Raw genomic sequence first — 21,543 nt, forward strand, 5'->3', positions numbered from 1 at the left:
CCGCGCGGCGCAGCGCGGCGGGCGGCTCGTGCGCGGTGGGAGCGTGGAGCGAGGCGACGACCGCGGGCGCCCCGGGCGCGGTCGCGACCGCGGACCACGCGGCCGCCGGGCTCAGGCCCGCGTCGAGCAGCACCGCAAGCCGCTGCACCGTGGACGGGATGCGCGGGTCGCCGCCGTCGCGTCGGCTCCCGTCACGGCCCCTGCCGCGACGGCGGCGGCCTGCGGCTCGGCCGACGGCGCTCACACCGGACCGGCCGCCGGCCGGGACCCGGTGCGCGGGTCCGCCACGTCGGGTCGCGTCACCCGTGAGGCTTCGCTCCCCGGCGGCGCGGCGCCGGACCGCCTGTCTGCGTCGAGCACGAGCCGCTCGACCCCGAGCCGACCGGCGTCGTCGAGCACGAGTCGGCCGAGGGCGCCGAGCCGGCGTCCCGTCGGGGTGCGCTCGACGTGCGCGATCGCATGGAGCGCGCTGACCGCCTGCCTGCCCAGCGCCTCCGGCCCGAGCCCGGCGGAGGCGGCGAGCGCCTCCAGGCGCGCGGGCACGTCCTCGAGCGAGTTGGCGTGGAGCGTGCCGGCACCGCCGTCGTGCCCGGTGTTCAGGGCGGCGAGCAGCTCCCGCAGCTCTGGTCCGCGGCACTCCCCCACGACGAGCCGGTCGGGCCGCATCCGCAGGGCCTCCCGCACCAGCCGCTCGAGTCCGACGCCGCCCGCGCCCTCGAGGTTGGGCTGGCGAGCCTCGAGCGCGACGACATGCGGATGCGCGACGCGCAGCTCGCCGACGTCCTCGAGCACGACGATGCGCTCGGTCGGCGGCGCGAGCGCGAGCAGCGCGCCGAGGAGGGTCGTCTTGCCGCTGCCGCCGGCGCCGGTGATGAGCAGGTTCCGGCGGGCCAGCACGAGCTCGCGGAGCGCGGAAGCCGGCACCGCGGCGAAGAACCCGGCCGCCTCGAGCGCCGCGAGGTCCAGCGGATCCCGCCGCGCCACCCGGACCGAGAGCAGAGCACCGCCGGGCGAGATCGGCGGCAGCACGGCGTGGACGCGGAGCCCGCCGGGCAGCCGGACGTCCATGCACGGCGTCGCCTCGTCGACGTGCCGTCCGCCGGCCGAGACGAGCCGCACGGCGAGGTCGCGCGCCGCCTCCGGGCTGAGCGGTCCGCCCGGCACCCGCTCGACCCCGCCGCCGCGGTCGAGCCAGACGGCGCCGTCGCCGGTGACGAAGACGTCGGTCGTGCGGGCGTCGGCGAGCAGCGGCGCGAGGGGCCCGGTGTCGACCGGCGGGGGCGCCGGGCCGCGACGGAGGGTGCCCGGCGGGCGGGCGACGAACGGCACCTCGGACGACATGCGCCGATGGTGGCGCCGGATCGGTCCGCGCCGCGGCGCCGGGCGAGGATCCGTGGACGGGCGCGCCCGACCGTCGGCTGGGGAGGAGCGGACGTGGTGGGCCGGACCACCCTTCGACAGGCTCAGGGATCCGGAAGTGCGGCTCGGGGATCCGGACGTGGAGCTCAGGGATCCGGAAGTGGCGGCTCAGGATCCGGACGCGCCACGGCACATCCATTAAAGAGAGGGGCGGCGCCCATTGGGGGGAACGGGCGCCGCCACTGCAGATGCGGTGATTGGGGGGAATCGCGCGCACTGCGAGCCGAGATCGCGCTCGGCTGGTCCCGAGTGTACTCCAAAAGGGGGGTCCCGCAAGGCGCTCAGGGCGTGGCGTGGGGGTGGATCCGCGGCGGTCCCGCACCCGCCGTCCGGCCTCCGGCACGGGCATAGGATCGGGGCATCGACCACCCCTCGCGGCGAACCAGGCACGCCGCGATCGAACTGAGGATGACGACGTCCATGACCTCGATTGACAGCCTGCTGCACGAAGACCGCCGCTTCCCGCCGACCCCCGGTTTCACGGCCGGGGCGGTCGCCGGACCGGAGCTCGCGGAGGCGGCCGCGGCCGACCGGCTCGGCTTCTGGGCCGACCAGGCCCGCGGCCTGCTGCACTGGCACACCCCGTTCACGCAGACCCTCGACTGGTCGAACCCGCCGTTCGCGACCTGGTTCGCCGACGGCCGGCTCAACGTGGCCTACAACTGCCTCGACCGCCACGTGGAGGCGGGCAATGGCGACCGCGTCGCCTACCACTGGGAGGGCGAGCCCGGCGACCGCCGCAGCATCACCTACGCCGAGCTCACCGCGTCGGTGAAGCAGGCCGCGAACGCGCTCGCGGACCTCGGCGTCGGCCAGGGCGACCGCGTCGCCATCTACATGCCGATGGTGCCGGAGGCCATCGTGGCGATGCTCGCCACGGCGCGGCTCGGAGCCATCCACTCGGTCGTGTTCGGCGGCTTCAGCGCCGACAGCCTGCGCTCCCGCATCGACGACGCGGAGGCGAAGGTCGTGATCACGGCCGACGGCGGCTGGCGCAAGGGCCGGGTCTTCCCGCTCAAGCCGACCGTCGACGCCGCTCTCGCCGACGGGGCGAGCACGGTCGAGCACGTGCTCGTCGTGCGCCGCGGTGAGAACGAGGTGGAGTGGGCCGACGGCCGCGACCTCTGGTGGCACGAGAGCGTCGAGACCGCGTCGGCCGAGCACGAGGCGGAGGCGTTCGAGGCGGAGAACCCGCTCTTCATCCTCTACACCTCGGGTACGACGGGGAAGCCGAAGGGCATCCTGCACACGTCCGGCGGCTACCTGACGCAGACCGCGTACACGCACCGCAACGTGTTCGACCTGCACCCCGAGACGGACGTCTACTGGTCGACGGCGGACGTCGGCTGGATCACCGGCCACAGCTACGTCGTCTACGGCCCGCTCGCGAACGGCGCGACGAGCGTCATCTACGAGGGCACCCCCGACACCCCGCACCCCGGGCGCTGGTGGGAGATCGTGCAGCAGTACGGCGTGAGCCTGCTCTACGCGGCGCCGACGGCCATCCGCTCCTTCATGAAGGTGGGACGCCAGGAGCCGCAGAAGTGGGACCTGTCCAGCCTCCGCCTGCTCGGCAGCGTCGGGGAGCCCATCAACCCGGAGGCCTGGGTCTGGTACCGCGAGATCATCGGCGGCGGCGCGACGCCGATCGTCGACACCTGGTGGCAGACCGAGACCGGCGCGATCATGATCAGCGCGCTGCCGGGCATCACGACGCTGAAGCCGGGCTCGGCGCAGGTGCCCCTGCCCGGCATCTCCGTCGACGTGCTCGGCGACGACGGCACGCCGGTCGAGAACGGGCAGGGCGGCCTGCTCGTCGTCACCGAGCCCTGGCCGAGCATGCTCCGCGGCATCTGGGGCGACCCGGAGCGGTTCAAGGAGACCTATTGGGAGCGCTTCCAGGACGCGGAGGGCGGCCCGAAGTACTTCGCCGGCGACGGCGCCCGGAAGGACGAGGACGGCGACATCTGGCTGCTGGGCCGCGTCGACGACGTGATGAACGTGTCGGGTCACCGCCTCTCGACGGCCGAGATCGAGTCGTCGCTCGTCTCGCACCCCTACGTCGCGGAGGCCGCCGTGGTCGGCGCGTCCGACGAGACCACGGGGCAGGCGGTCGTCGCATTCGTGATCGTGAAGGCCAGCCAGGCGGATGTCGCCACCGCCGCAGAGGCGTCCGAGGCGCTGCGCCGCCACGTGGCCACCCAGATCGGCGCGATCGCGCGGCCGCGGCAGGTGTTCATCGTCAACGAGCTGCCCAAGACGCGCTCCGGCAAGATCATGCGACGACTGCTGCGCGACGTCGCGGAGGGCCGCGAGGTGGGCGATACCACGACCCTCGCCGACACGAGCGTGATGCAGATCATCACCGACCAGCTGCGCTGAGCGCGTCCGGTTCCTGAGCCTGCCGAAGACCCTTCGACGGGCTCAGGGATCCGGCGCGGCCGGAGGAGCCTTCGACAGGCTCAGGGATCCGGGGCGCGGGTCGGGGATCCGCGCGGCGGTCAGGCGAAGCGGAGGATGAGCTCCACCTCGACGGGCGAGTCGAGCGGCAGCACCGCCACGCCGACGGCGCTGCGGGCGTGCTTCCCGGCGTCGCCGAAGACCTCGCCGAGCAGCTCGGAGGCGCCGTTGAGCACACCGGGCTGGCCGCTGAACGACGGGTCGGACGCCACGAAGCCGGTGACCTTGACGACGCCGGTCACGCGGTCGAGCGATCCGATCGCCGACTCGGCGGCGGCGAGGGCGTTGAGCGCGCACTGGCGCGCCCAGTCCTTCGCGGCCTCCGCGGACACCTCCGCGCCGACCTTGCCGGTCTCGGGGAGGGCGCCGTCGACGAAGGGCAGCTGGCCGGCGGTGAAGACGAGGTCGCCGCTGACGACGGCCGGAACGTAGGCGCCGGCGGGCGCGGCGACGGCGGGGAGCACGAGGCCGAGCTCGGCGAGGCGGTCGGCGACGGCGCTCACGAGGCGGCCTCGTCGCTGCGGCGCTTCAGGTAGGCCACGAGCCCGCCCTCCGGCCCCTGCACGATCTGGACGAGCTCCCAGCCCTGCGCGCCCCAGTTGTTCAGGATCGCGGTCGTGTTGTGGATGATGAGCGGGGTCGTCATGTACTCCCACGTCGGCATAGGGGGTCCTTACAGCTAGGCGGGAACGGTCTTCGCGTACCCTATCGGCATGTCTGCCCAGAGAAAGTCGCCGGGTTCCAAGCTCGGCGCCCTCGTCGGGACCCTGGGCTTCTCGGCCCTCGCCGGTGTCCTCGTGACCGTCATGGCCGCGCCGGCGATCGCCGTCACCGGCATGACCGCCAACAACTCGATCAGCCTCTTCGAGAGCCTCCCGAGCTACATCACGCTCGGCCAGCAGAAGCAGGCGAACGAGATCTACCTCACCGACGCCGCCGGCACGCCGGTCAAGATCGCCACCGTGTTCGACCAGAACCGGCAGGAGATCCCGCTCGACTCCATGAGCAAGTACTTCAAGGAGGCGGCGATCGCGGGCGAGGACCGCCGCTTCTACGACCACGGCGGCGTCGACCTGCAGTCCGTCATCCGCGCCGCGATCGGCCAGGCCGGCGGCAGCAGCGACTCGGGCGGCGCGTCCACGATCTCGATGCAGACCGTGCGCAACATCAAGGTCCAGCAGATCTACAACGACAAGACGAAGACCGCGGCGGAGAAGAAGAAGCTCCTCGCCGAGCAGTACTCGCCGGACCTCGGCCGCAAGGTGCAGGAGATGCGCCTCGCGATCAGCCTCGAGAAGAAGTACACCAAGAACCAGATCCTCCAGGGCTACCTGAACATCGCGAACTTCGGGCGCAACACCTACGGCGTGCAGGCCGCGTCGATGCAGTACTTCTCGGTGAACGCCGCGGATGTGACGCCCGCCCAGGCCGCGAGCATCATGGCGATCGTGCAGAACCCGTCGACGCAGTCGCTGCTGACGGAGAAGAACTTCAAGGCGAACCAGACCCGCCGCGACCAGATCCTCCGCGACATGTACTCGCAGGGCTATCTGACGAAGGCCGAGTACGACCAGAACGTCGCCATCCCGGTCGACGCGAACTTCCTCAAGCCGACGCCGCCGAAGAACGGCTGCCGCCTGGCCGACCCGAGCGTCTCGCTGTTCTGCGACTACATGGTCAACTCCGTGCAGGACATCGCGGCCCTCGGCTCGACCGCCTCCGAGCGCAAGGCGAACTTCGCCGTCGGCGGCTACAAGCTCTACGGCACGCTCGACATGGCCGCGAACGCCGCGGCGCGCACGGCGCTGCAGAACTACGCGCCGCCGACCGAGACGCGCTTCGATCTCGGCGCCGCCGCCTCGACCGTCGAGCCGGGCACCGGCCGCATCCTCGTGATGGCGCAGAACAAGGACTTCGACGACGGCCAGGATCCGAACGCCGTCAACCCGGCCCTCACCGCGATCAACTACAACTCCGACATCTCGCACGGCGGCGCCCGCGGCTTCCAGCCCGGATCGACGTACAAGCCGTTCACCCTCATCAACTACCTGGAGCAGGGCAACGGCCTGAACCAGACGTTCGACGCGGGCGTGCGATCGCTGCCGGTGAGCAAGTTCAAGAACAGCTGCACCGGCGCCGGCGGCGGCACCTACAAGTTCAAGAACGACGCGAACGAGCAGGGCGGCTACAACGTCATCCGCGCCACGGCGCGCTCCGTCAACGCGGTGTTCCTGCAGATGGCCACGAAGGTCGACCAGTGCCGCACGGCGGAGATCGCGAAGAGCCTCGGCATCTTCCCGGCCAACGACCCGACGGCCGACCTCTCGATGTACCCCTCCTGCGTCATCGGCGGCTGCGGCAACAACGTCAGCCCGCTGATGCTCGCCGGCGCCTACGCCGCGATCGCCGACCACGGCACGTTCTGCAAGCCGATCGCGGTCGACAAGATCGTCGGACCGGACAACACCGAGCTCCCGGGCCAGCAGCAGGAGTGCACGCAGGCGATCGACTCGAAGGTGGCCGACGCCACCTCCTACGCGATGCAGGCGGTCTTCTCCTCCGGCGGCACCGCGCAGGTCGGCGGGTCGAACCCGAACGACGGCACCGACTACCTCGGCAAGACGGGTACCACCGACGACGCGATCCACACCTGGACCGTCGGCTCGTCCTCGGCCGCGTCGACCGCGGTCTGGGTCGGCAACATCCAGGGCACCCAGAACCTGCGCAAGATCTCCGTCAAGGGCACGCAGGCCGCGCTGATCCGCCACAAGCTCTTCAAGGCGGTCGGCACGGCGGTCGACAAGACGCACAAGGGCGTCGCGCTGGCAAAGGCCGACCCGTCGATGCTGACCGGCAAGCCGACGATCGTGCCGGATGTCTCCGGGCTCTCGCTCGCGGACGCCCAGTCGAAGATCGAGGCGGCCGACCTCACCTACGCGGACGGCGGCACGGTGCCCTCGACGAAGCCCGCGGGCTCCATCGTGTCGACGGACCCGCCGTCCGGCAGCTCGGTGGCGAAGGGCACGACGGTGACCGTCTTCACCAGCGACGGGCAGGGCGTCAGCGTGCCCGACGTGTCGAGCGGCAAGAACCTCTCGTACCAGGACGCGCAGTCCCAGCTGCAGACGGCCGGCTTCAGCAGCATCCAGCAGACCTGCCAGGAGGCCGGCGCGCCCACGGATGCCGCCAACAACAAGGTGGTAGCCCAAGATCCGGCGGGCGGTGTGATCACGAGCAAGTCGCAGCAGATCACGCTGACCGTGCAGAAGTTCAAGTGCAATTGAGCCGCGCCGTGACGAGCGACGGAGTCTCCGCGTGAGCCCCGCGCTCGGCCGCGCGGCCGGCGCCGCGCTCGCCACCACCGCGGTGGCGGGCGCCGCCGCGCTCGCCTACGGCGTGCTCGTCGAGCGCACCCGCTGGACCGTGCGTCACGAGGTGCTGCCGGTGCTCGAGCCCGGGTCGCGCGACATCACCATCCTGCACCTCAGTGATCTGCACATGGCGCCGTGGCAGCGGAGCAAGCAGGAGTTCATCCGCTCGCTCGCGATCTACGAGCCGGACCTCGTGGTCGACACCGGCGACAACTTCGGCCAGCGCGACGCGCTCGACGCGATCCGCTACGCGCTCGAGCCGTTCTCGGGTGCCGCCGGCGTCTTCGCGCACGGCTCGAACGACTACTACGGCCCGGTGCCGAAGAACCCGTTCGCCTACTTCGACACGAGACGGGCCCGCACGGTGCGGCCGAAGGACCTCGACACCGCGGGCCTCGACCGCTTCCTCACCGAGCGGCTCGGCTGGCTCGACCTCAACAACGCCGCCCGCGCGATGGAGGTGCGCGGCACGCGCATCGAGTTCTTCGGCACCGGCGACGCGCACGCGGGGTGGGCCCGGCTCGACCGCCTGCCGGGCGCCGTCGAGGAGCTCCGCGAGGGCGTCGAGTGGTCGGACGACGACGGCCCGGTGCTGAGCATCGGCGTCACCCACGCCCCGTACCGCCGGGTGCTCGACGCGCTCGTCACCCAGGGCGCCGAGCTGATCTTCGCCGGCCACACCCACGGCGGCCAGGTAACGATCCCCGGCCGTCCCGCCCTCGTGGCGAACTGCGACCTGCCGCTGTCGCAGGCCAGCGGGCTCAGCGTGTGGGCGCACGGACGCGCGAGCGCCTTCCTCGAGGTCTCCGCGGGGCTCGGCACGTCGATCTACGCGCCCGTCCGCTTCGGGGTGCCGCCGGAGGCGGTGGTCGTGACCCTGACCGCCGCCGACATCGGCTATCCTTGACAGGTTGCCGTCCGCGGCAGCACCGGGGTATGGCGCAGTTTGGTAGCGCGCGTCGTTCGGGACGACGAGGCCGCAGGTTCAAATCCTGTTACCCCGACCAGCACAGAGGGATCGCCGGCAGCGGCGGTCCCTCTTCCCGTTCCCGGGGCGTGTCGCCTCGCCGACCGCGGGCGCCGGCGCGTCAGGGCTCCTCGGTAGCATCCCGGGCATGAGACTCCTGCTCACCTCCGGCGGCATCCAGAACGACACGATCCGCGACGCCCTGGTCCGGCTGCTCGGCAAGCCGATCGACGAGGCCACGGCGCTGTACATCCCGACCGCCGGCCATCCGCAGCCGAACGGCGTCGAGCAGGGCTACCTCAACGTGGTCGGGCAGCCCGACGGACCGCTGACCCAGGTGGGCTGGAAGTCGATCGGCCTGCTCGAGCTCACCGCGCTGCCCTCGATCGAGCGCGAGCACTGGGTGGAGGCCGTGCGGAGCGCCGACGCGCTGCTCTCGCACGGCGGCGACGCGATCTACCTCGCCTACTGGATGCGGCGCTCCGGCCTCGCCGACCTGCTCCCCGAGCTCGACGACACGGTCTGGGTCGGCGTCAGCGCCGGCAGCATGGTGATGACGCCGCGGATCGGGCGTCCTTTCATGAGCTGGATACCGCCCGAGGACGGCGGAATCGAGCGCGACGCGACGCTCGGGCTGATCGACGAGGCGATCTTCCCGCACCTCGACAACCCCCACCTGCCCTCGAACACGATGGCCACCGCCGAGCGCTGGTTCCAGCTCATCGACGTGCCCGCGTACGTGATCGACGACGCGACGGCCCTCAGCGTGGTCGGCGGCGAGGTCGAGGTGGTCTCCGAGGGCACCTGGCGGCGGCTCGACCGCTGAGGGCGGGGTGGCGGGATCGGCCGGGCCTACATGAAGTCGGCGTCGGGAGCCGACCGGTACGAGAAGTCGATGCGCGGGCGCCAGCCGTTGTTGAGCACGCCGTCGCTCTCGTCGAGGTAGCACTGGCCGCAGAGCGACTGGTAGGTGACCGAGCCCTGGTCGATCGCGACCTGGTCGCCGTCGAACACGAACCGGCCGTCGACGACGCGGGCGTTGAAGATCGCCTTGCGGCCGCAGCGGCAGATCGTCTTGAGCTCCTCGAGCGAGTGCGACACCTCGAGCAGGCGCCGGCTGCCCGGGAAGGCGACCGTCTGGAAGTCGGTGCGGATGCCGTAGGCGAGCACCGGCACGCCCTCGAGGATCGCGATGCGCAGCAGGTCGTCCACCTGCTCCTCGCTGAGGAACTGCGCCTCGTCCACGAGCAGGCAGCTGAGGTCGCGGCCGGTGCTCGTGATGATGTCGCGCCGGCGGGCGGCGAACTCCTCGAGCACGACGGCGTCCGGCGAGATCACGAAGTCGACCGGGCGCGACACCCCGAGGCGGGAGACGATCGACGACTCCCCCTTCGTGTCGACCTCCGGCTTCGCGAGCAGCACCTGCTGCCCGCGCTCCTCGTAGTTGAACGCCGCCTGGAGCAGCGCCGTCGACTTGCCGCTGTTCATCGCCCCGTAGCGGAAGTAGAGCTTCGCCATCGTTACTGGAGATATCCGTCCTCGGCGGCCCGGCGGATGAGCTCCGCCTTCTTTCCCGCCGGTCGATTCACGCGGGCGTACTTCTCGCGCACGCGCCGCAGGTAGGTCTTCGCCGTCTCGTACTGCACGTTCATGTGGCGCGCCACCTCGGCCGTGCTGTTGCCGGCGACGTAGAGGCGCAGCGCCTCCTCCTCGCCCGGACTCAGCTTCGGGCGGGCGTCGACGACCGCGCCGGTCGGCAGCGGACGCCACTGCTTCTGCGCCAGGCCCCCGGACTCGATGCCCATGACCCGGCGCGCGGCGTTCATCACCTCGGCCATCGGCATGGCCTTCGTGAGGAACTCGGCGGCGCCGGCCGCGAGGGAGCGCTCGCGCGCCTCGCGGGTGTCGATGCTGGTCAGCACCACGACCTTCGCCCCGGCCGCGCGGCAGGTGCGCACGCGCGCCTCGATCGACACCGGCTCGCTGAGCTGGAGGTCGAGGAACACGAGGTCGGTCGGGAAGTGCGGGCTGTGCACGAGCTGCAGCCAGGTCGGCGCGCACACCACGACGTCGAAGTCCGGGGCGTTCGTCTCGATCCAGCTGGTGAGGGCGTCGAGCAGCACCTCGTGGTCGTCGAGGATGGCCAGGCGGACGGGAGCACGCGGGGCGAGCCCGCCCGCGGTCCTGCCGTCCACCGCTGTCATGGATCAACTGTATTGGGCATCGGGCCGCAGCGGACGGGTCAGAACAGCGTCGGCTGCAGGGCGCCCGCCGCCGCGGGGGTGAGCTCGGCGGCGAGCAGTCCGTCGCCGGTGAGCCGGGCCCCCGCGCGGCCCGTCGTCGCGGCATCGTGCCCGCGGCTCCGGATGGCCCCGGTCGCGGGCTCCGTGCGGGTGCGGTCGAGCCCGTGCCGGCGCAGCAGCGGGCGGATGCGCTCGGCCAGCCAGCGCCGGTAGTCCTTCGGCGCGTACGCGGTGCCGCGGTACATGTCCGCGTACCGGCCGACGAGGTCCGGATGCTCCCGCTCCAGCCAGGAGAGGTACCACTCGCGGGCGCCGGGGCGCAGGTGCAGCGCGGAGTAGGCGACGCTCGCGGCGCCGGCCTCCGCGATCCGGGCCAGCGCCGCGTCGAGGTGGGCGCGGCTGTCGGTGAGGTAGGGCAGCACCGGCATGAGGAACACGGCGGGCGCGAAGCCCGCCTCCCGGGCCGCGGAGATCGTGGCGAGCCGGGCGTCGGCGCTCGGCGCCCCCGGCTCGACGGACTTCTGCAGCTCCGGGTCGAAGACGGCGATCGACATGGCGAGATCGACCGGCACGTGCTCGGCCGCGGCCTGCAGGATCGGCAGGTCCCGGCGCAGCAGGGTGCCCTTCGTGAGGATGCTGAACGGCGTGCCCGACGCGGCGAGCGCCGCGGTGATGCCGGGCATGAGGCGGTAGCGGCCCTCCGCGCGCTGGTACGGGTCGGTGTTGGTGCCGAGCGCGACGGGCGGGCGGGCCCACGACGGCCGGGCGAGCTCACGCTGGAGCACCTCGGCGATGTTCACCTTGACCACGATCTGGTTGTCGAAATCGGCGCCCGCGTCGAGGTCGAGATAGGTGTGGGTGTTGCGGGCGAAGCAGAACGTGCACGCGTGCGTGCAGCCCCGGTAGGGATTGATCGTCCAGCCGAACGGCAGCGCCTCCGCGGTCGGCACGTGGTTGAGCGCGCTCTTCGCGAGCACCTCGTGGAACACGACGCCCGCGAATTCCGGCGTCGTCGTGGATCGCACGAGATTGCTCAGCCGGGCGAGCCCGGGCAGGGCGGCATCCGATTCGGACGTCAGCTCCTGTCCGCTCCACCGCATGCCGACATTCGAACACACGTTCGATCCGCACGCAAGGCAGCATGCCCTTCTCCGAACAATGCTGCGCATCGTCACGGATGACGCGGAACATCGTCTCGCACTCGTGCCGATGCGCAGCATTGGAACAGGTCGGGCGGACCCTGCCGGACCGCGCCGGGCCCGGAGCGGGCCCGGCGCCAGGGCGGTCAGCGAGGGCGCGGGGCGACGATCCGACGCGGCGGGGGCGCCGACTTCTGCGGACGGATGTCGTGGGCCGGCTGCGCCGGACCGGTCGCGCTCACCGAGGGCGGGGCGCCGTCGGCGCCAGGGAGCCGCACGGCCTCCTCGCCCCCGAGGCGGCGCCGAGCCGTGAGGTCCTGCTCCGGGTCCGGGGCCTTCCTTCCGAGCCCGAAGCCCTGACCCGCGCCCGATCCGCCCGTGCTGTTCTCTGCCGCGGTCATGCCGCCACCTCCTGGATGATGCGCCCGCGCTCCAGCGCGAGCTCCTGTCCGTGCCAGCGGGCCCGGAGCCAGCGGTCGTGGCTGGCGATCACGACCGCTCCGGGGTAGGTGCCGAGCGCGTCCTCGAGCTCCGAGGCGAGACGCAGCGACAGGTGGTTGGTCGGCTCGTCGAGCAGGAACACGTGCGGCGGCTTCGCCACCACGAGCGCGAGCGCCATGCGGCGCTGCTGCCCGATCGACAGGGTCCCGACGGCTCGGTCGAGGTCCGGCTCGGCGAGCAGGCCGAGATCGGCCAGGGGCAGCGTCGCGGCCCGCGCCGAGCCGACGCGGCGCTCCCACAGCGCCCGGGGCGTGGCATCCGGGCGCTCCCAGCGCACGTCCTGGCTGAGCAGCCCGACCCGGAGGCCGCGGCGGCGCCGCACGGTGCCGTCTGCGGGGAGCGTGCCCGCGAGCACCGACAGCAGGGTGGACTTGCCCGCGCCGTTCGCGCCGGTCACGAGCAGGCGATCCTCCGGCCCGATCGCGAGCGAGGGCACCTCGAGCCGCCCCGCGACGCGCACGCCGTCGAGACGGAGCAGCGCCTCCTCGTCCTCGAGCACCTGCGCGCCGGACGGGATGCCGGCGAACGCGAGCACCGGCGGCGGGGCGTCCACGCGCGACTCGAGCAGCTCGTCGCGCCGCCCCTCCGCGTTGCGGACGCGCCGCGACACCTGCTTCGCGATCCGGCCGCCCTTGAAGTCGTGCAGGAACTTGTCGTTGTCGCGCGGCGGGCGGTCGTTCTCGATCGCCCGCGCCGTGACGGCGACCGAGCGGTCGAGCCGTGCCAGCTCGGCGCCCTCCTCGGCGAAGCGCTGCTCCCAGCGGGCGCGTTCGGCGGCCTTCGCGGCGAGGTACTCCGTGAAGGCGCCGGTCCCGGCCGCTCCGGCGCCGTAGCGGGTCGCCCCGCCGCGTGCCGACGGGTCGATGTCGAGCAGCTCGGTCGCCACCTCGTCGAGGAGCGCGCGGTCGTGGCTGGCGAAGATCATCGCCCCGCGCCAGGCGCGGAGCTGCGTCGTCAGGAAGGCGACCGCGGCATCGTCGAGGTGGTTGGTCGGCTCGTCGAGCAGCAGCGCGTCCGGGCGGGCGAGCAGCAGCGCCGCCAGCGCGACCCGGGAGCGCTGGCCGCCGGAGACCTCCGTGACCGGGCGGTCGAGCGGCAGCCCGCCGACCCCCAGCCCGTCGAGCAGCTCGTCGCGGCGCGCGTCGATGCTCCAGAGATCGACCCGTTCGGCCTCGTCGAGCGCCCGGGCGTACCGGTCGTCGGCGGACGGGTCCGACCCGATCGCGAGTGCTGAGGCCTTCAGCTCGCGCTCGAGCGCCCGCAGCGGCGCGAGCTCGCGCTCGACGATGTCGCCGAGCACGGCGTCCGGCGCGACCTGCACCTCCTGCCAGAGCAGCCCGGTGCGCGTCGGCGCGGTGACGGCACCGCTGTCCGGCGACTCGACGCCGGCGAGCAGGCGCAGCAGCGTCGACTTGCCGGCCCCGTTCTCGCCGATCAGGCCGACGCGGCGGCCCGGTGAGACCGTGAGGGAGAGATCGCGGAGCACGCGGCGATCTCCGTAGGAATGGCTGATGGCGTCGGCGCGCACGACGACCGTGGTCGTTTCTCGCAATGCAGGGGTGTCCTTCGATCCGCAGAAGACCCCGCCGGGCTACGCCTCGGACGCGGGGAGGGAGAAGGAGTCAGATCCACACGGGGAGTGACTCTAGGCACCGCTCGTCGGAGGAGTCAACCCCCGGCGCCGGATCGGTTCGTATTCCGCGTGCGGAATACCGGCCCTGATCAGGCGTTCTCGGGAGCCGAGATCGCCTGTGACCCGATGCCGAGCACGCGGGCGGTCTCGCCCTGCACCCGCGCCGCGACGGCCGGGTCGTCCGAGAGCTGCGTGCCGTAGGTCGGCACCATCTCGAGGATGCGCGGGCGCCAGGCGTCCATGCGGTCCGGGAAGCAGCGCTCGACGAGCGAGAGCATGATCGGCACGGCCGTCGACGCTCCGGGCGAGGCGCCGAGCAGGCCGGCGATGGAGCCGTCGGCCCCGCTGACGACCTCGGTGCCGAACTGGATGACGGCCTTGCCGTCCGGGCCCTTCTTCATGACCTGCACGCGCTGGCCGGCCGTGATGAGCCGCCAGTCCGCGGGCTCGATGTGCGGAGCGAACTCGCGCAGCGCGTCGAGCTTGTCCTCGCGGCTCGCGAGCAGCTGGCTGACCAGGTACTTCACGAGGTCGAGGTTCTTCAGTCCCGCACCGAGGAACGTGGAGATGTTGCCGGGACGCAGCGCCTGGAACAGGTCGAGCAGCGACCCGTGCTTGAGGTACTTGGTCGAGAACCCGGCGTAGGGCCCGAACAGCAGGCTCGGGGTGCCGTCGACGACGCGGGTGTCGAGGTGGGGCACCGACATCGGGGGCGAGCCGACGGCCGCCTTGCCGTAGACCTTCGCCGAGTGCTTCGCCACGACCTCCGGGTCGTCGGTGCGCAGGAACTCGCCGCTGATCGGGAAGCCCCCGTAGCCGCGGATCTCGGGGATGCCGGCCTTCTGCAGCAGGTTGAGCGCGCCGCCGCCGGCGCCCACGAACACGAACCGCGCCGCCACGGTGACCGGCGTGCCGCCGATCTCGTGGCGGAGGCGGAGGTGCCAGAGCCCGTTCCGCCGCTTCAGCCCGATCACGCGGTGCTCGGTCTTCAGCTTCGCGCCGCGGTCGGTGAGGCCGCCGAGCAGGATGCGGGTGAGCGATCCGAAGTCGACATCCGTGCCGTCGGCGAAGCGGGTGGCGGCGATCGGCTGGCTCTTCGCCCGGCCGGGGATGAGCAGCGGCGCCCAGGAGCGGATGACGCGGGCGTCGTCGCTGAACTCCATGCCGGCGAACAGCGGGTGGTCGCGCAGCGCCTCGAACCGCTTGCGGAGGTATTCGACGTTGTCGGCGCCCCAGACGAAGCTCATGTGCGGCACGGTGCTGAGGAAGCGCGACGGGTCCGGCAGCAGACCCTGGTCGACGAGGTGCGCCCAGAACTGGCGGGACACCTGGAACTGCTCATTGACCTTGACGGCCTGCGCGATGTCGATCGAGCCGTCGGCCTTCTGCGGCGTGTAGTTCAGCTCGCAGAGGGCGGAGTGGCCGGTGCCCGCGTTGTTCCACGGGTTCGAGCTCTCGACCGCGACGTCGCCGAGCGCCTCGTAGACGGAGATGCTCCAGCCGGGCTCGAGCTGCTTCAGCAGGGTTCCGAGCGTGGCGCTCATGATCCCCCCGCCGATCAGGGCGACGTCGATCGGCTCACTCACGTCCCCCATCCTATTCCGGACGGCGGCGCGGAGCCGACGGCCCTTCGACCGGCTCAGGGACCCGGGCCGGGCGGCTCAGGCGACGGGCGCGCCGAGCCGCTGCGCGACGAGTTCCGCGATCTGCACCGCGTTGAGCGCGGCGCCCTTGCGGAGGTTGTCGTTGCTGATGAACAGCGCGAGGCCACGGCCCTCGGGGGCGCCCTCATCGCGGCGGATGCGGCCCACCAGGCTCGGGTCGGCGCCGGCCGCCTTGAGCGGCGTCGGCACGTCCTCGAGCTGCACGCCCGGCGCCGACGCGAGCAGCTCGCGCGCGCGTTCCGGGCTGAGCTCGCGGGCGAACTCGGCGTTGATCGAGAGCGAGTGGCCCGTGAAGACGGGCACGCGCACGCACGTGCCGCTCACCGGCAGGTCCGGCAGCTCGAGGATCTTGCGCGACTCGTTGCGCAGCTTCGCCTCCTCGACCGTCTCGGCGTCCGGCTCGTCGCCGAGGAAGTCGCCGGCGTGCGGGATGACGTTGAACGCGATGGTCTCCGGGAACGCCTCGGCGGCCGGGAAGTCGACGGCCGAACCGTCCTGCACGAGCGCGAGCGCGTCCTGCGCGACCGCGGCCTCCGCCTCGGCGAGCAGCTCGCGGCCGCCGGCGAGGCCGGCGCCGGAGACCGCCTGGTAGGTGCTCACGATGAGGCGGGTCAGTCCGGCCTCGGCGTCGAGCACCTTGAGCACCGGCATCGCGGCCATCGTGGTGCAGTTCGGGTTCGCGACGATGCCCTTGACGGCCTCGTCGAGCGCGTGCGGGTTCACCTCGCTGACGACGAGCGGCACGTCGGGGTCCATCCGCCAGGCGCTCGAGTTGTCGACGACGAGCACGCCCGCCTCGGCGAAGCGGGGCGCCTGCACCTTCGACATCGTGGCGCCCGCCGAGAAGATGGCGACGTCGAGTCCGGACGGGTCGGCGGTGGCGGCGTCCTCGACGACGATCTCGCCGCCCTTCCAGGGCAGCGTCGTGCCGGCGCTGCGGGCCGACGCGAAGAAGCGGATCTCGGCGACCGGGAAGTCGCGCTCCTCGAGGAGGCGGCGCACGACTGCGCCGACCTGGCCGGTGGCGCCGACGACGCCGAGGCGGATGCCGTTCGAACTCATGGCCGGAGTCTACCGGCGCGTGCGGAGGGCTACCGGCCGGTGCCGGCGTGGACGACGGCGACGTCGTCCGCGTCGAGCCCGAATGCCGTGTGCACGACCCGCGAGGCCTGCGCGAGCGTGTCGGCCCGCGTGACGACGGAGATGCGGATCTCGCTGGTGGAGATCATCTCGATGTTGATGCCGGCATCCGAGAGGGCCGTGAACAGCTGCGCGCTCACGCCGGCGTTCGTGCGCATGCCGGCGCCGACCACGCTGAGCTTGCCGATCTGGTCGTCGTACTGCAGCGACTCGAAGCCGACCACGCCCTTCTCGCCGGTCAGGGCGGTGAGCACCTTCTGGCCGTCGGACTTCGGCAGCGTGAAGGAGATGTCGGTGCGGCCGGTGGCGGCGGCCGACACGTTCTGCACGATCATGTCGATGTTCGCGCCGGTCTTCGCCACGATCGTGAAGATCTCGGCGGCCTTGCCGGGCACGTCGGGCACGCCGACGACGGTGATCTTCGCCTCGGTGAGGTCGCCGGCCACGCCGGTGATGATCGGCTCTTCCACGTTGTCTCCTTCGGGGCCGTTCCTGACGATCGTGCCCTCGTGGTTGTTGAAGCTGCTGCGCACGTGCAGTGTCACGCCGTGCCGGCGGGCGTACTCGACGGCGCGGATGTAGAGCACCTTCGCGCCGGCCGCCGCGAGCTCGAGCATCTCCTCGCTCGTGATCGCGGAGATCTTGTGAGCCCGCGGCACGATGCGCGGGTCGGCGGTGTAGACGCCGTCGACGTCCGTGTAGATCTCGCAGACGTCCGCGCCGAGCGCCGCGGCGAGCGCGACGGCGGTGGTGTCCGATCCGCCGCGGCCGAGCGTGGTGATGTCGCGGGAGTCGCGGTTGAAGCCCTGGAAGCCGGCGACGATCGCGATCGCGCCCTCATCGAGCGCCTCGCGCACGCGCACCGGGGTGACGTCGACGATGCGGGCGGCGCCGTGCTGGGCGTCGGTGATCATTCCGGCCTGACTGCCGGTGTAGCTGCGCGCCTCGTGGCCCATGCTCTTGATAGCCATCGCGAGCAGCGCCATCGAGATGCGCTCGCCGGTGGTGAGCAGCATGTCCATCTCGCGCGGATCCGGCAGCGGCGTCACCTCGTGGGCGAGATCGATGAGCTCGTCGGTCGTGTCGCCCATCGCGCTGACCGCGACGACGACGTCGTTGCCCGCACGGCGCGTCTCGACGATGCGCTTCGCGACGCGCTTGATGCTCTCGGCGTTCGCGACGGACGAGCCGCCGAACTTCTGCACGATGAGGGCCACGGCGGTACTCCGATGGTGCGGGACGGGATGGGTCGATCCTATCGAGCGGCGGAGGCCCCTCCGTGCGCCGCCGTTGGAGGGTTCGTGCAGATCCGCGCGCACGGCGCGCCGGCGTCGCAGGATCGGCGCATGACCGATCCGCTCCGCACGCGCACCTTCGACTGGGAGGATCCCGCTCCCCCGCTCGCGGCCTCCCGCGGGATGACCGGACTCGAGTTCCTGCTGGCGATGAGCCGCGGCGAGCTGCCCCCGCCGCCGATCGTGCGGCTCATGGACTTCGAGCTCGGCGAGGTCGCCGAGGGCACGGCGGTCTTCACCGTGCGGCCCCAGGAGTTCCATCTCAATCCGATCGGCGCCGTGCACGGCGGGGTGCTCTGCACGATCCTCGACTCGGCGACCGGCTGCGCCGTGCAGTCGCTGCTGCCGGCCGGGGTCGGCTACACCTCGATCGACCTCTCGGTGCAGTACCTCCGCGGCGCGCAACCGGGGATGGGCCGGCTGACCTGCCGCGGCCGGGTCGTGAAGCCCGGGCGCCGCGTCATGTTCGCCGAGGCGACGGTCGAGGACGAGGCCGGCCGGCTCATCGCGACGGCCACGAGCTCGCTGCTCGTCATCCCCCTGGACGGCGCCGCGGGCTGAGGCTCGATCCGGAAGGGAGCGCGGGTCAGTCGACTGCCGGGACGGACGTGCGGGTCAGTCGGCCGCGCTGCGGCTCTCGAAGGAGCGGGGTCAGTCGACCGCGCGGCGGCCCTCGAAGGCTCGGCCGAGCGTGACCTCGTCGGCGTACTCGAGGTCGCCGCCGACCGGCAGCCCCGACGCGAGCCGCGACACCGTCAGCCCCGGGGCGATGAGCAGCCGGCTCAGGTACGTGGCGGTCGCCTCCCCCTCGAGGTTCGGGTCGGTGGCGAGGATGACCTCGGTCACCTCGCCGTCGGCGAGCCGCTTCACGAGCTGGGTGATGCGCAGCTCGTCGGGCCCGATGCCGTCGATCGGGCTGATCGCGCCGCCGAGCACGTGGTACAGCCCCCGGAACTCGCGGGTGCGCTCGATGGCGACGACGTCCTTCGCCTCCTCGACGACGCAGATGACGTCCTGCCGGCGGCGCGGATCGCGGCAGATCGAGCACAGCTCGCCCTCGGCGACGTTGCCGCAGCGCTGGCAGAAGCGCACCTTGTCGCGCACGTCGGCGAGCACGGTGCTGAGCCGCGTCGGGTCGTAGGTCTCCGTCTGCACGATGTAGAACGCGATGCGCTGCGCGGACTTCGGGCCGACGCCGGGCAGGCGCCCGAGCTCGTCGATGAGCTCCTGCACGATCCCCTCGTACATCAGCCCTCCGACTCGGGGCTCGAGGGCTCAGGGCGCACGCGGGGCGCGACTGTCGTCTCCTCGAGGAAGCTCGCATTGAGCAGCTCGCGCACGACGGCCTCGCCGTAGCGGCTGGACGCGGGCGCGGCGGAGCGTGAGGGTCGCGTGGTCGGCGCGGGGGCGGTGCGGGCGGCCGGTGCCGGACGGGTCGTCGGCGCGGCGGCCGCGGCGCTCGGCGCGGTGCGGGCCGGGGAGCCGGTCGGCACAGCGGCGGGCGCCGCGGGGGCGCCGTCCGGGTCGTCCGGCGGGTACTCGTCGTCCGGCGGCTCCTCGTCGTCGGCGACGTCGGGCTCGGGCGCAGCGGAGGAAGCCGCCGCACCGGCCTGCGGTGTCGCGGTCGCCGGGGCAGGCGTCGCCGCGGCCGGCGCGGGATCCGAGAGCGGGGCCTTCCAGGCGGCGGGGCCGTCATCCGGGGCGCTCGCGGAGCCCCCGTCGGGCGTGGCCCCGGACGCCGAGTCGGCGGAGGCGGACGCGCCGTCCGGGATCGGCGCGACGTACCAGCCGCCGGCGTCCGACGCCGCGGGCTCGGGAGGCGCCGCGGGTGCGGGCGCCGCGGCCGCACGGGCCGCGGCCGGGCCGTCGGGCCGGGCGATGAACTTCACGCGGGTGCCGAGCACCTCGAGGATCGCGGCGCGGAGGTGCTCGCTCGCGCTGTCGGAGCCGGGCTGCGCGGTCTTGAACGCGGACACGTCGGCGGCGCTCGGGAACGTCACGGTGAGCACGTCCTCGCGCAGCTCGCGGGCCTGCGAGGTCGAGACGGCCATCCACGACTTGCGGCTCGTGCGCGAGACGGCCTCGATGACCTCGGGCCAGGCGTCGCGCACCTGCTGCAGGCTCAGCGGTCCGACGGCGGCGGGCGCCTCGGGACGCTCCGCACGGCGCGGCTCGGCGGCGGGCGCTGCCGCGGGCGGGGCGGGTGCGTCCGGGGCGGATGCGGCGGGTGCCGCCGAGTCCTCGGGTGCCGCCTTCGTCGCACTCGCCGGTGCCGCGGGCGACCGCTCGAGACGGCTCTGGCGGGCCTCCTCGGGGAGCGGAGCCGGTGCCGGAGCCGGTGCCGGTGCGGACGACGCCGTCGCGGCGGGCGCCGGAGGTGCGCTCCGACCCGGCGCCGATGCGCCGGACGCCGGAGCGGGCGCCCCGGACGGCGGCGCGGATGCACCGGCGGGCGCATCGATACCGACACGGCGCTCGAGCCGCTCCACGCGCGCGAGGGCGCCGCGGCCGGTCGCGTCCGCGGCGGGCACGAGCAGGCGGGCGAGCATGAGCTCGAGGTGGAGCCGCGGCGAGGTCGCGCCGGTCATCTCGGTCAGCGCGGCGTTGACGGCGTCGGCGGCGCGGGAGAGCTCCGCCTGGCCGAAGGAGGTCGCCTGCTGCGACATCCGGTCGAGCTCGTCCTGCGGCACACCGCGGAGCACCGCACCCGCGTCGCCGCCCGTCGCGCCGACCACGATGAGATCGCGGAGCCGCTCGAGCAGGTCCTCCACGAAGCGGCGCGGGTCCTGGCCGGTCTGCACGACGCGGTCGACGGCGGCGAAGGCGGCCGGGGCGTCGGCGGCACCGACGGCGTCCACCACCTCGTCGAGCAGGGCGGCGGGCGTGTAGCCGAGCAGGGCGACGGCGCGCTCGTAGCCGACGACGCCGTCCTCCGAGCCCGCGATGAGCTGGTCGAGCAGCGACAGCGTGTCGCGCACCGATCCGCCGCCGGCGCGCACGACGAGCGGCAGCACGCCCGGCTGCACCGAGACGCCCTCCTGCTCGCAGAGCTCCTGCAGGTAGTCGAGCATCGTCGCGGGCGGCACGAGCCGGAACGGGTAGTGGTGCGTGCGCGAGCGGATCGTGCCGATGACCTTCTCGGGCTCTGTCGTCGCGAAGATGAACTTCACGTGCTCCGGCGGCTCCTCGACGAGCTTGAGCAGCGCGTTGAAGCCCTGCGAGGTCACCATGTGGGCCTCGTCGAGGATGAAGATCTTGTAGCGGTCGCGCGCCGGGGCGAAGGCGGCGCGGTCGCGCAGGTCGCGGGCGTCGTCGACGCCGTTGTGGCTGGCCGCGTCGATCTCGATCACGTCGAGCGAGCCGCCGCCGTCGCGGGCGAGCTCGACGCACGAGGCGCACTCGCCGCACGGGGTGTCGGTGGGGCCGGTCGCGCAGTTGAGACAGCGGGCGAGGATCCGCGCCGACGTCGTCTTGCCGCAGCCGCGCGGACCGCTGAAGAGATAGGCGTGGTTCACCCGGTCGGTGCGGAGCGCCGTCCGGAGCGGATCGGTCACCTGCGACTGGCCGATCAGCTCGGAGAACGTCTCCGGCCGGTAGCGGCGGTAGAGGGCGGTGACCACCCGCTCAGACTACGCGACCCCGCCGACGCCGGCCGGGCCCCGACGGCGCCGGTGGAGAGCCCGCGCGACCACCCGTCGGGCACCCGCGCCG

The 21,543-nt window shown here is 72.8% G+C and carries 18 protein-coding genes and 1 tRNA gene; 6 read left to right on the forward strand and 13 right to left on the reverse strand.

The window, feature by feature from the left end; all coding sequences use genetic code 11:
- Window positions 1–240: 240 nt before the first annotated feature.
- The gene (locus tag AC1RSJ_RS04860; RefSeq protein WP_493117219.1) at window positions 241–1,341 is read right to left on the reverse strand and encodes a TadA family conjugal transfer-associated ATPase; all 1,101 of its coding nucleotides are present in this window, start codon (window positions 1,339–1,341) and stop codon (window positions 241–243) included.
- A 498-nt stretch (window positions 1,342–1,839) separates the two neighbouring features.
- Between AC1RSJ_RS04860 and acs the strand changes: the two genes are divergently transcribed.
- The gene (acs, locus tag AC1RSJ_RS04865; RefSeq protein ID WP_493117220.1) at window positions 1,840–3,801 is read left to right on the forward strand and encodes an acetate--CoA ligase; all 1,962 of its coding nucleotides are present in this window, start codon (window positions 1,840–1,842) and stop codon (window positions 3,799–3,801) included.
- 119 nt (window positions 3,802–3,920) lie between these two features.
- Here acs and AC1RSJ_RS04870 read toward each other — a convergent pair whose 3' ends face one another.
- Together AC1RSJ_RS04870 and sp36 are read right to left on the reverse strand one after the other, a co-directional pair.
- A complete protein-coding gene (locus AC1RSJ_RS04870) occupies window positions 3,921–4,382 on the reverse strand; it encodes a RidA family protein (RefSeq protein WP_493117221.1) in 462 nt (153 codons plus the stop codon).
- Window positions 4,379–4,543: a Sp36 family protein gene (gene sp36, locus AC1RSJ_RS04875; protein WP_493117222.1), complete on the reverse strand. Its 165-nt coding sequence runs from the start codon at window positions 4,541–4,543 to the stop codon at window positions 4,379–4,381. Before sp36 ends, AC1RSJ_RS04870 begins: the two co-directional genes overlap by 4 nt.
- Before the next feature lie 49 nt (window positions 4,544–4,592).
- Between sp36 and AC1RSJ_RS04880 the strand changes: the two genes are divergently transcribed.
- The 4 genes from AC1RSJ_RS04880 (at window position 4,593) to AC1RSJ_RS04895 (ending at window position 9,043) form a co-directional block, all read left to right on the forward strand.
- Entirely contained in the window at window positions 4,593–7,163 is a 2,571-nt protein-coding gene (locus AC1RSJ_RS04880; protein WP_493117223.1) for a transglycosylase domain-containing protein, read from the forward strand.
- Between the two features lie 31 nt (window positions 7,164–7,194).
- Complete coding sequence (locus tag AC1RSJ_RS04885; protein ID WP_493117224.1) at window positions 7,195–8,157, forward strand: metallophosphoesterase; 963 nt, start codon at window positions 7,195–7,197, stop codon at window positions 8,155–8,157.
- Between the two features lie 23 nt (window positions 8,158–8,180).
- Window positions 8,181–8,257: transfer RNA gene (locus tag AC1RSJ_RS04890), tRNA-Pro, on the forward strand.
- 108 nt (window positions 8,258–8,365) lie between these two features.
- The gene (locus AC1RSJ_RS04895) at window positions 8,366–9,043 is read left to right on the forward strand and encodes a Type 1 glutamine amidotransferase-like domain-containing protein (protein WP_493117225.1); all 678 of its coding nucleotides are present in this window, start codon (window positions 8,366–8,368) and stop codon (window positions 9,041–9,043) included.
- Window positions 9,044–9,069: 26 nt separating this feature from the next.
- On the opposite strand, the gene AC1RSJ_RS04900 is transcribed toward AC1RSJ_RS04895, so the two are convergent.
- The 8 genes from AC1RSJ_RS04900 to AC1RSJ_RS04935 form a co-directional block, all read right to left on the reverse strand.
- Window positions 9,070–9,735, reverse strand: coding sequence for a thymidine kinase (locus tag AC1RSJ_RS04900; protein WP_493117226.1), 666 nt, complete (start codon window positions 9,733–9,735; stop codon window positions 9,070–9,072).
- 2 nt (window positions 9,736–9,737) lie between these two features.
- Window positions 9,738–10,421 (reverse strand): response regulator transcription factor, encoded by a 684-nt coding sequence (locus tag AC1RSJ_RS04905; RefSeq protein ID WP_493117227.1) that lies wholly within the window; start codon window positions 10,419–10,421, stop codon window positions 9,738–9,740.
- 38 nt (window positions 10,422–10,459) lie between these two features.
- Complete coding sequence (locus AC1RSJ_RS04910; RefSeq protein ID WP_493117228.1) at window positions 10,460–11,560, reverse strand: Rv2578c family radical SAM protein; 1,101 nt, start codon at window positions 11,558–11,560, stop codon at window positions 10,460–10,462.
- A 185-nt stretch (window positions 11,561–11,745) separates the two neighbouring features.
- Entirely contained in the window at window positions 11,746–12,000 is a 255-nt protein-coding gene (locus tag AC1RSJ_RS04915) for a hypothetical protein (protein ID WP_493117229.1), read from the reverse strand.
- Window positions 11,997–13,652 (reverse strand): ATP-binding cassette domain-containing protein, encoded by a 1,656-nt coding sequence (locus AC1RSJ_RS04920; protein ID WP_493117230.1) that lies wholly within the window; start codon window positions 13,650–13,652, stop codon window positions 11,997–11,999. Before AC1RSJ_RS04920 ends, AC1RSJ_RS04915 begins: the two co-directional genes overlap by 4 nt.
- Window positions 13,653–13,822: 170 nt before the next feature.
- Window positions 13,823–15,328 carry a malate:quinone oxidoreductase gene (locus AC1RSJ_RS04925; protein ID WP_493117231.1) on the reverse strand — a complete coding sequence of 502 codons (1,506 nt, stop codon included), beginning with the start codon at window positions 15,326–15,328 and terminating at the stop codon, window positions 13,823–13,825.
- A 66-nt stretch (window positions 15,329–15,394) separates the two neighbouring features.
- Entirely contained in the window at window positions 15,395–16,459 is a 1,065-nt protein-coding gene (locus AC1RSJ_RS04930) for an aspartate-semialdehyde dehydrogenase (RefSeq protein ID WP_493117232.1), read from the reverse strand.
- A gap of 29 nt (window positions 16,460–16,488) precedes the next feature.
- Window positions 16,489–17,754 carry an aspartate kinase gene (locus AC1RSJ_RS04935; protein ID WP_493117233.1) on the reverse strand — a complete coding sequence of 422 codons (1,266 nt, stop codon included), beginning with the start codon at window positions 17,752–17,754 and terminating at the stop codon, window positions 16,489–16,491.
- A 129-nt stretch (window positions 17,755–17,883) separates the two neighbouring features.
- On the opposite strand from AC1RSJ_RS04935, the gene AC1RSJ_RS04940 reads away from it, so the two are divergent.
- A complete protein-coding gene (locus AC1RSJ_RS04940; protein WP_493117234.1) occupies window positions 17,884–18,393 on the forward strand; it encodes a PaaI family thioesterase in 510 nt (169 codons plus the stop codon).
- A 90-nt stretch (window positions 18,394–18,483) separates the two neighbouring features.
- Here the strand turns inward: AC1RSJ_RS04940 and recR are convergent, their stop codons facing one another.
- Together recR and AC1RSJ_RS04950 are read right to left on the reverse strand one after the other, a co-directional pair.
- Window positions 18,484–19,080, reverse strand: coding sequence for a recombination mediator RecR (gene recR / locus AC1RSJ_RS04945; protein ID WP_493117235.1), 597 nt, complete (start codon window positions 19,078–19,080; stop codon window positions 18,484–18,486).
- Entirely contained in the window at window positions 19,080–21,452 is a 2,373-nt protein-coding gene (locus AC1RSJ_RS04950; RefSeq protein WP_493117236.1) for a DNA polymerase III subunit gamma and tau, read from the reverse strand. The genes recR and AC1RSJ_RS04950 overlap by 1 nt, the downstream gene beginning before the upstream one ends.
- Between the last annotated feature and the right edge of the window lie 91 nt (window positions 21,453–21,543).

Source organism: Schumannella sp. GW821-FHT10F01 (assembly GCF_058809295.1).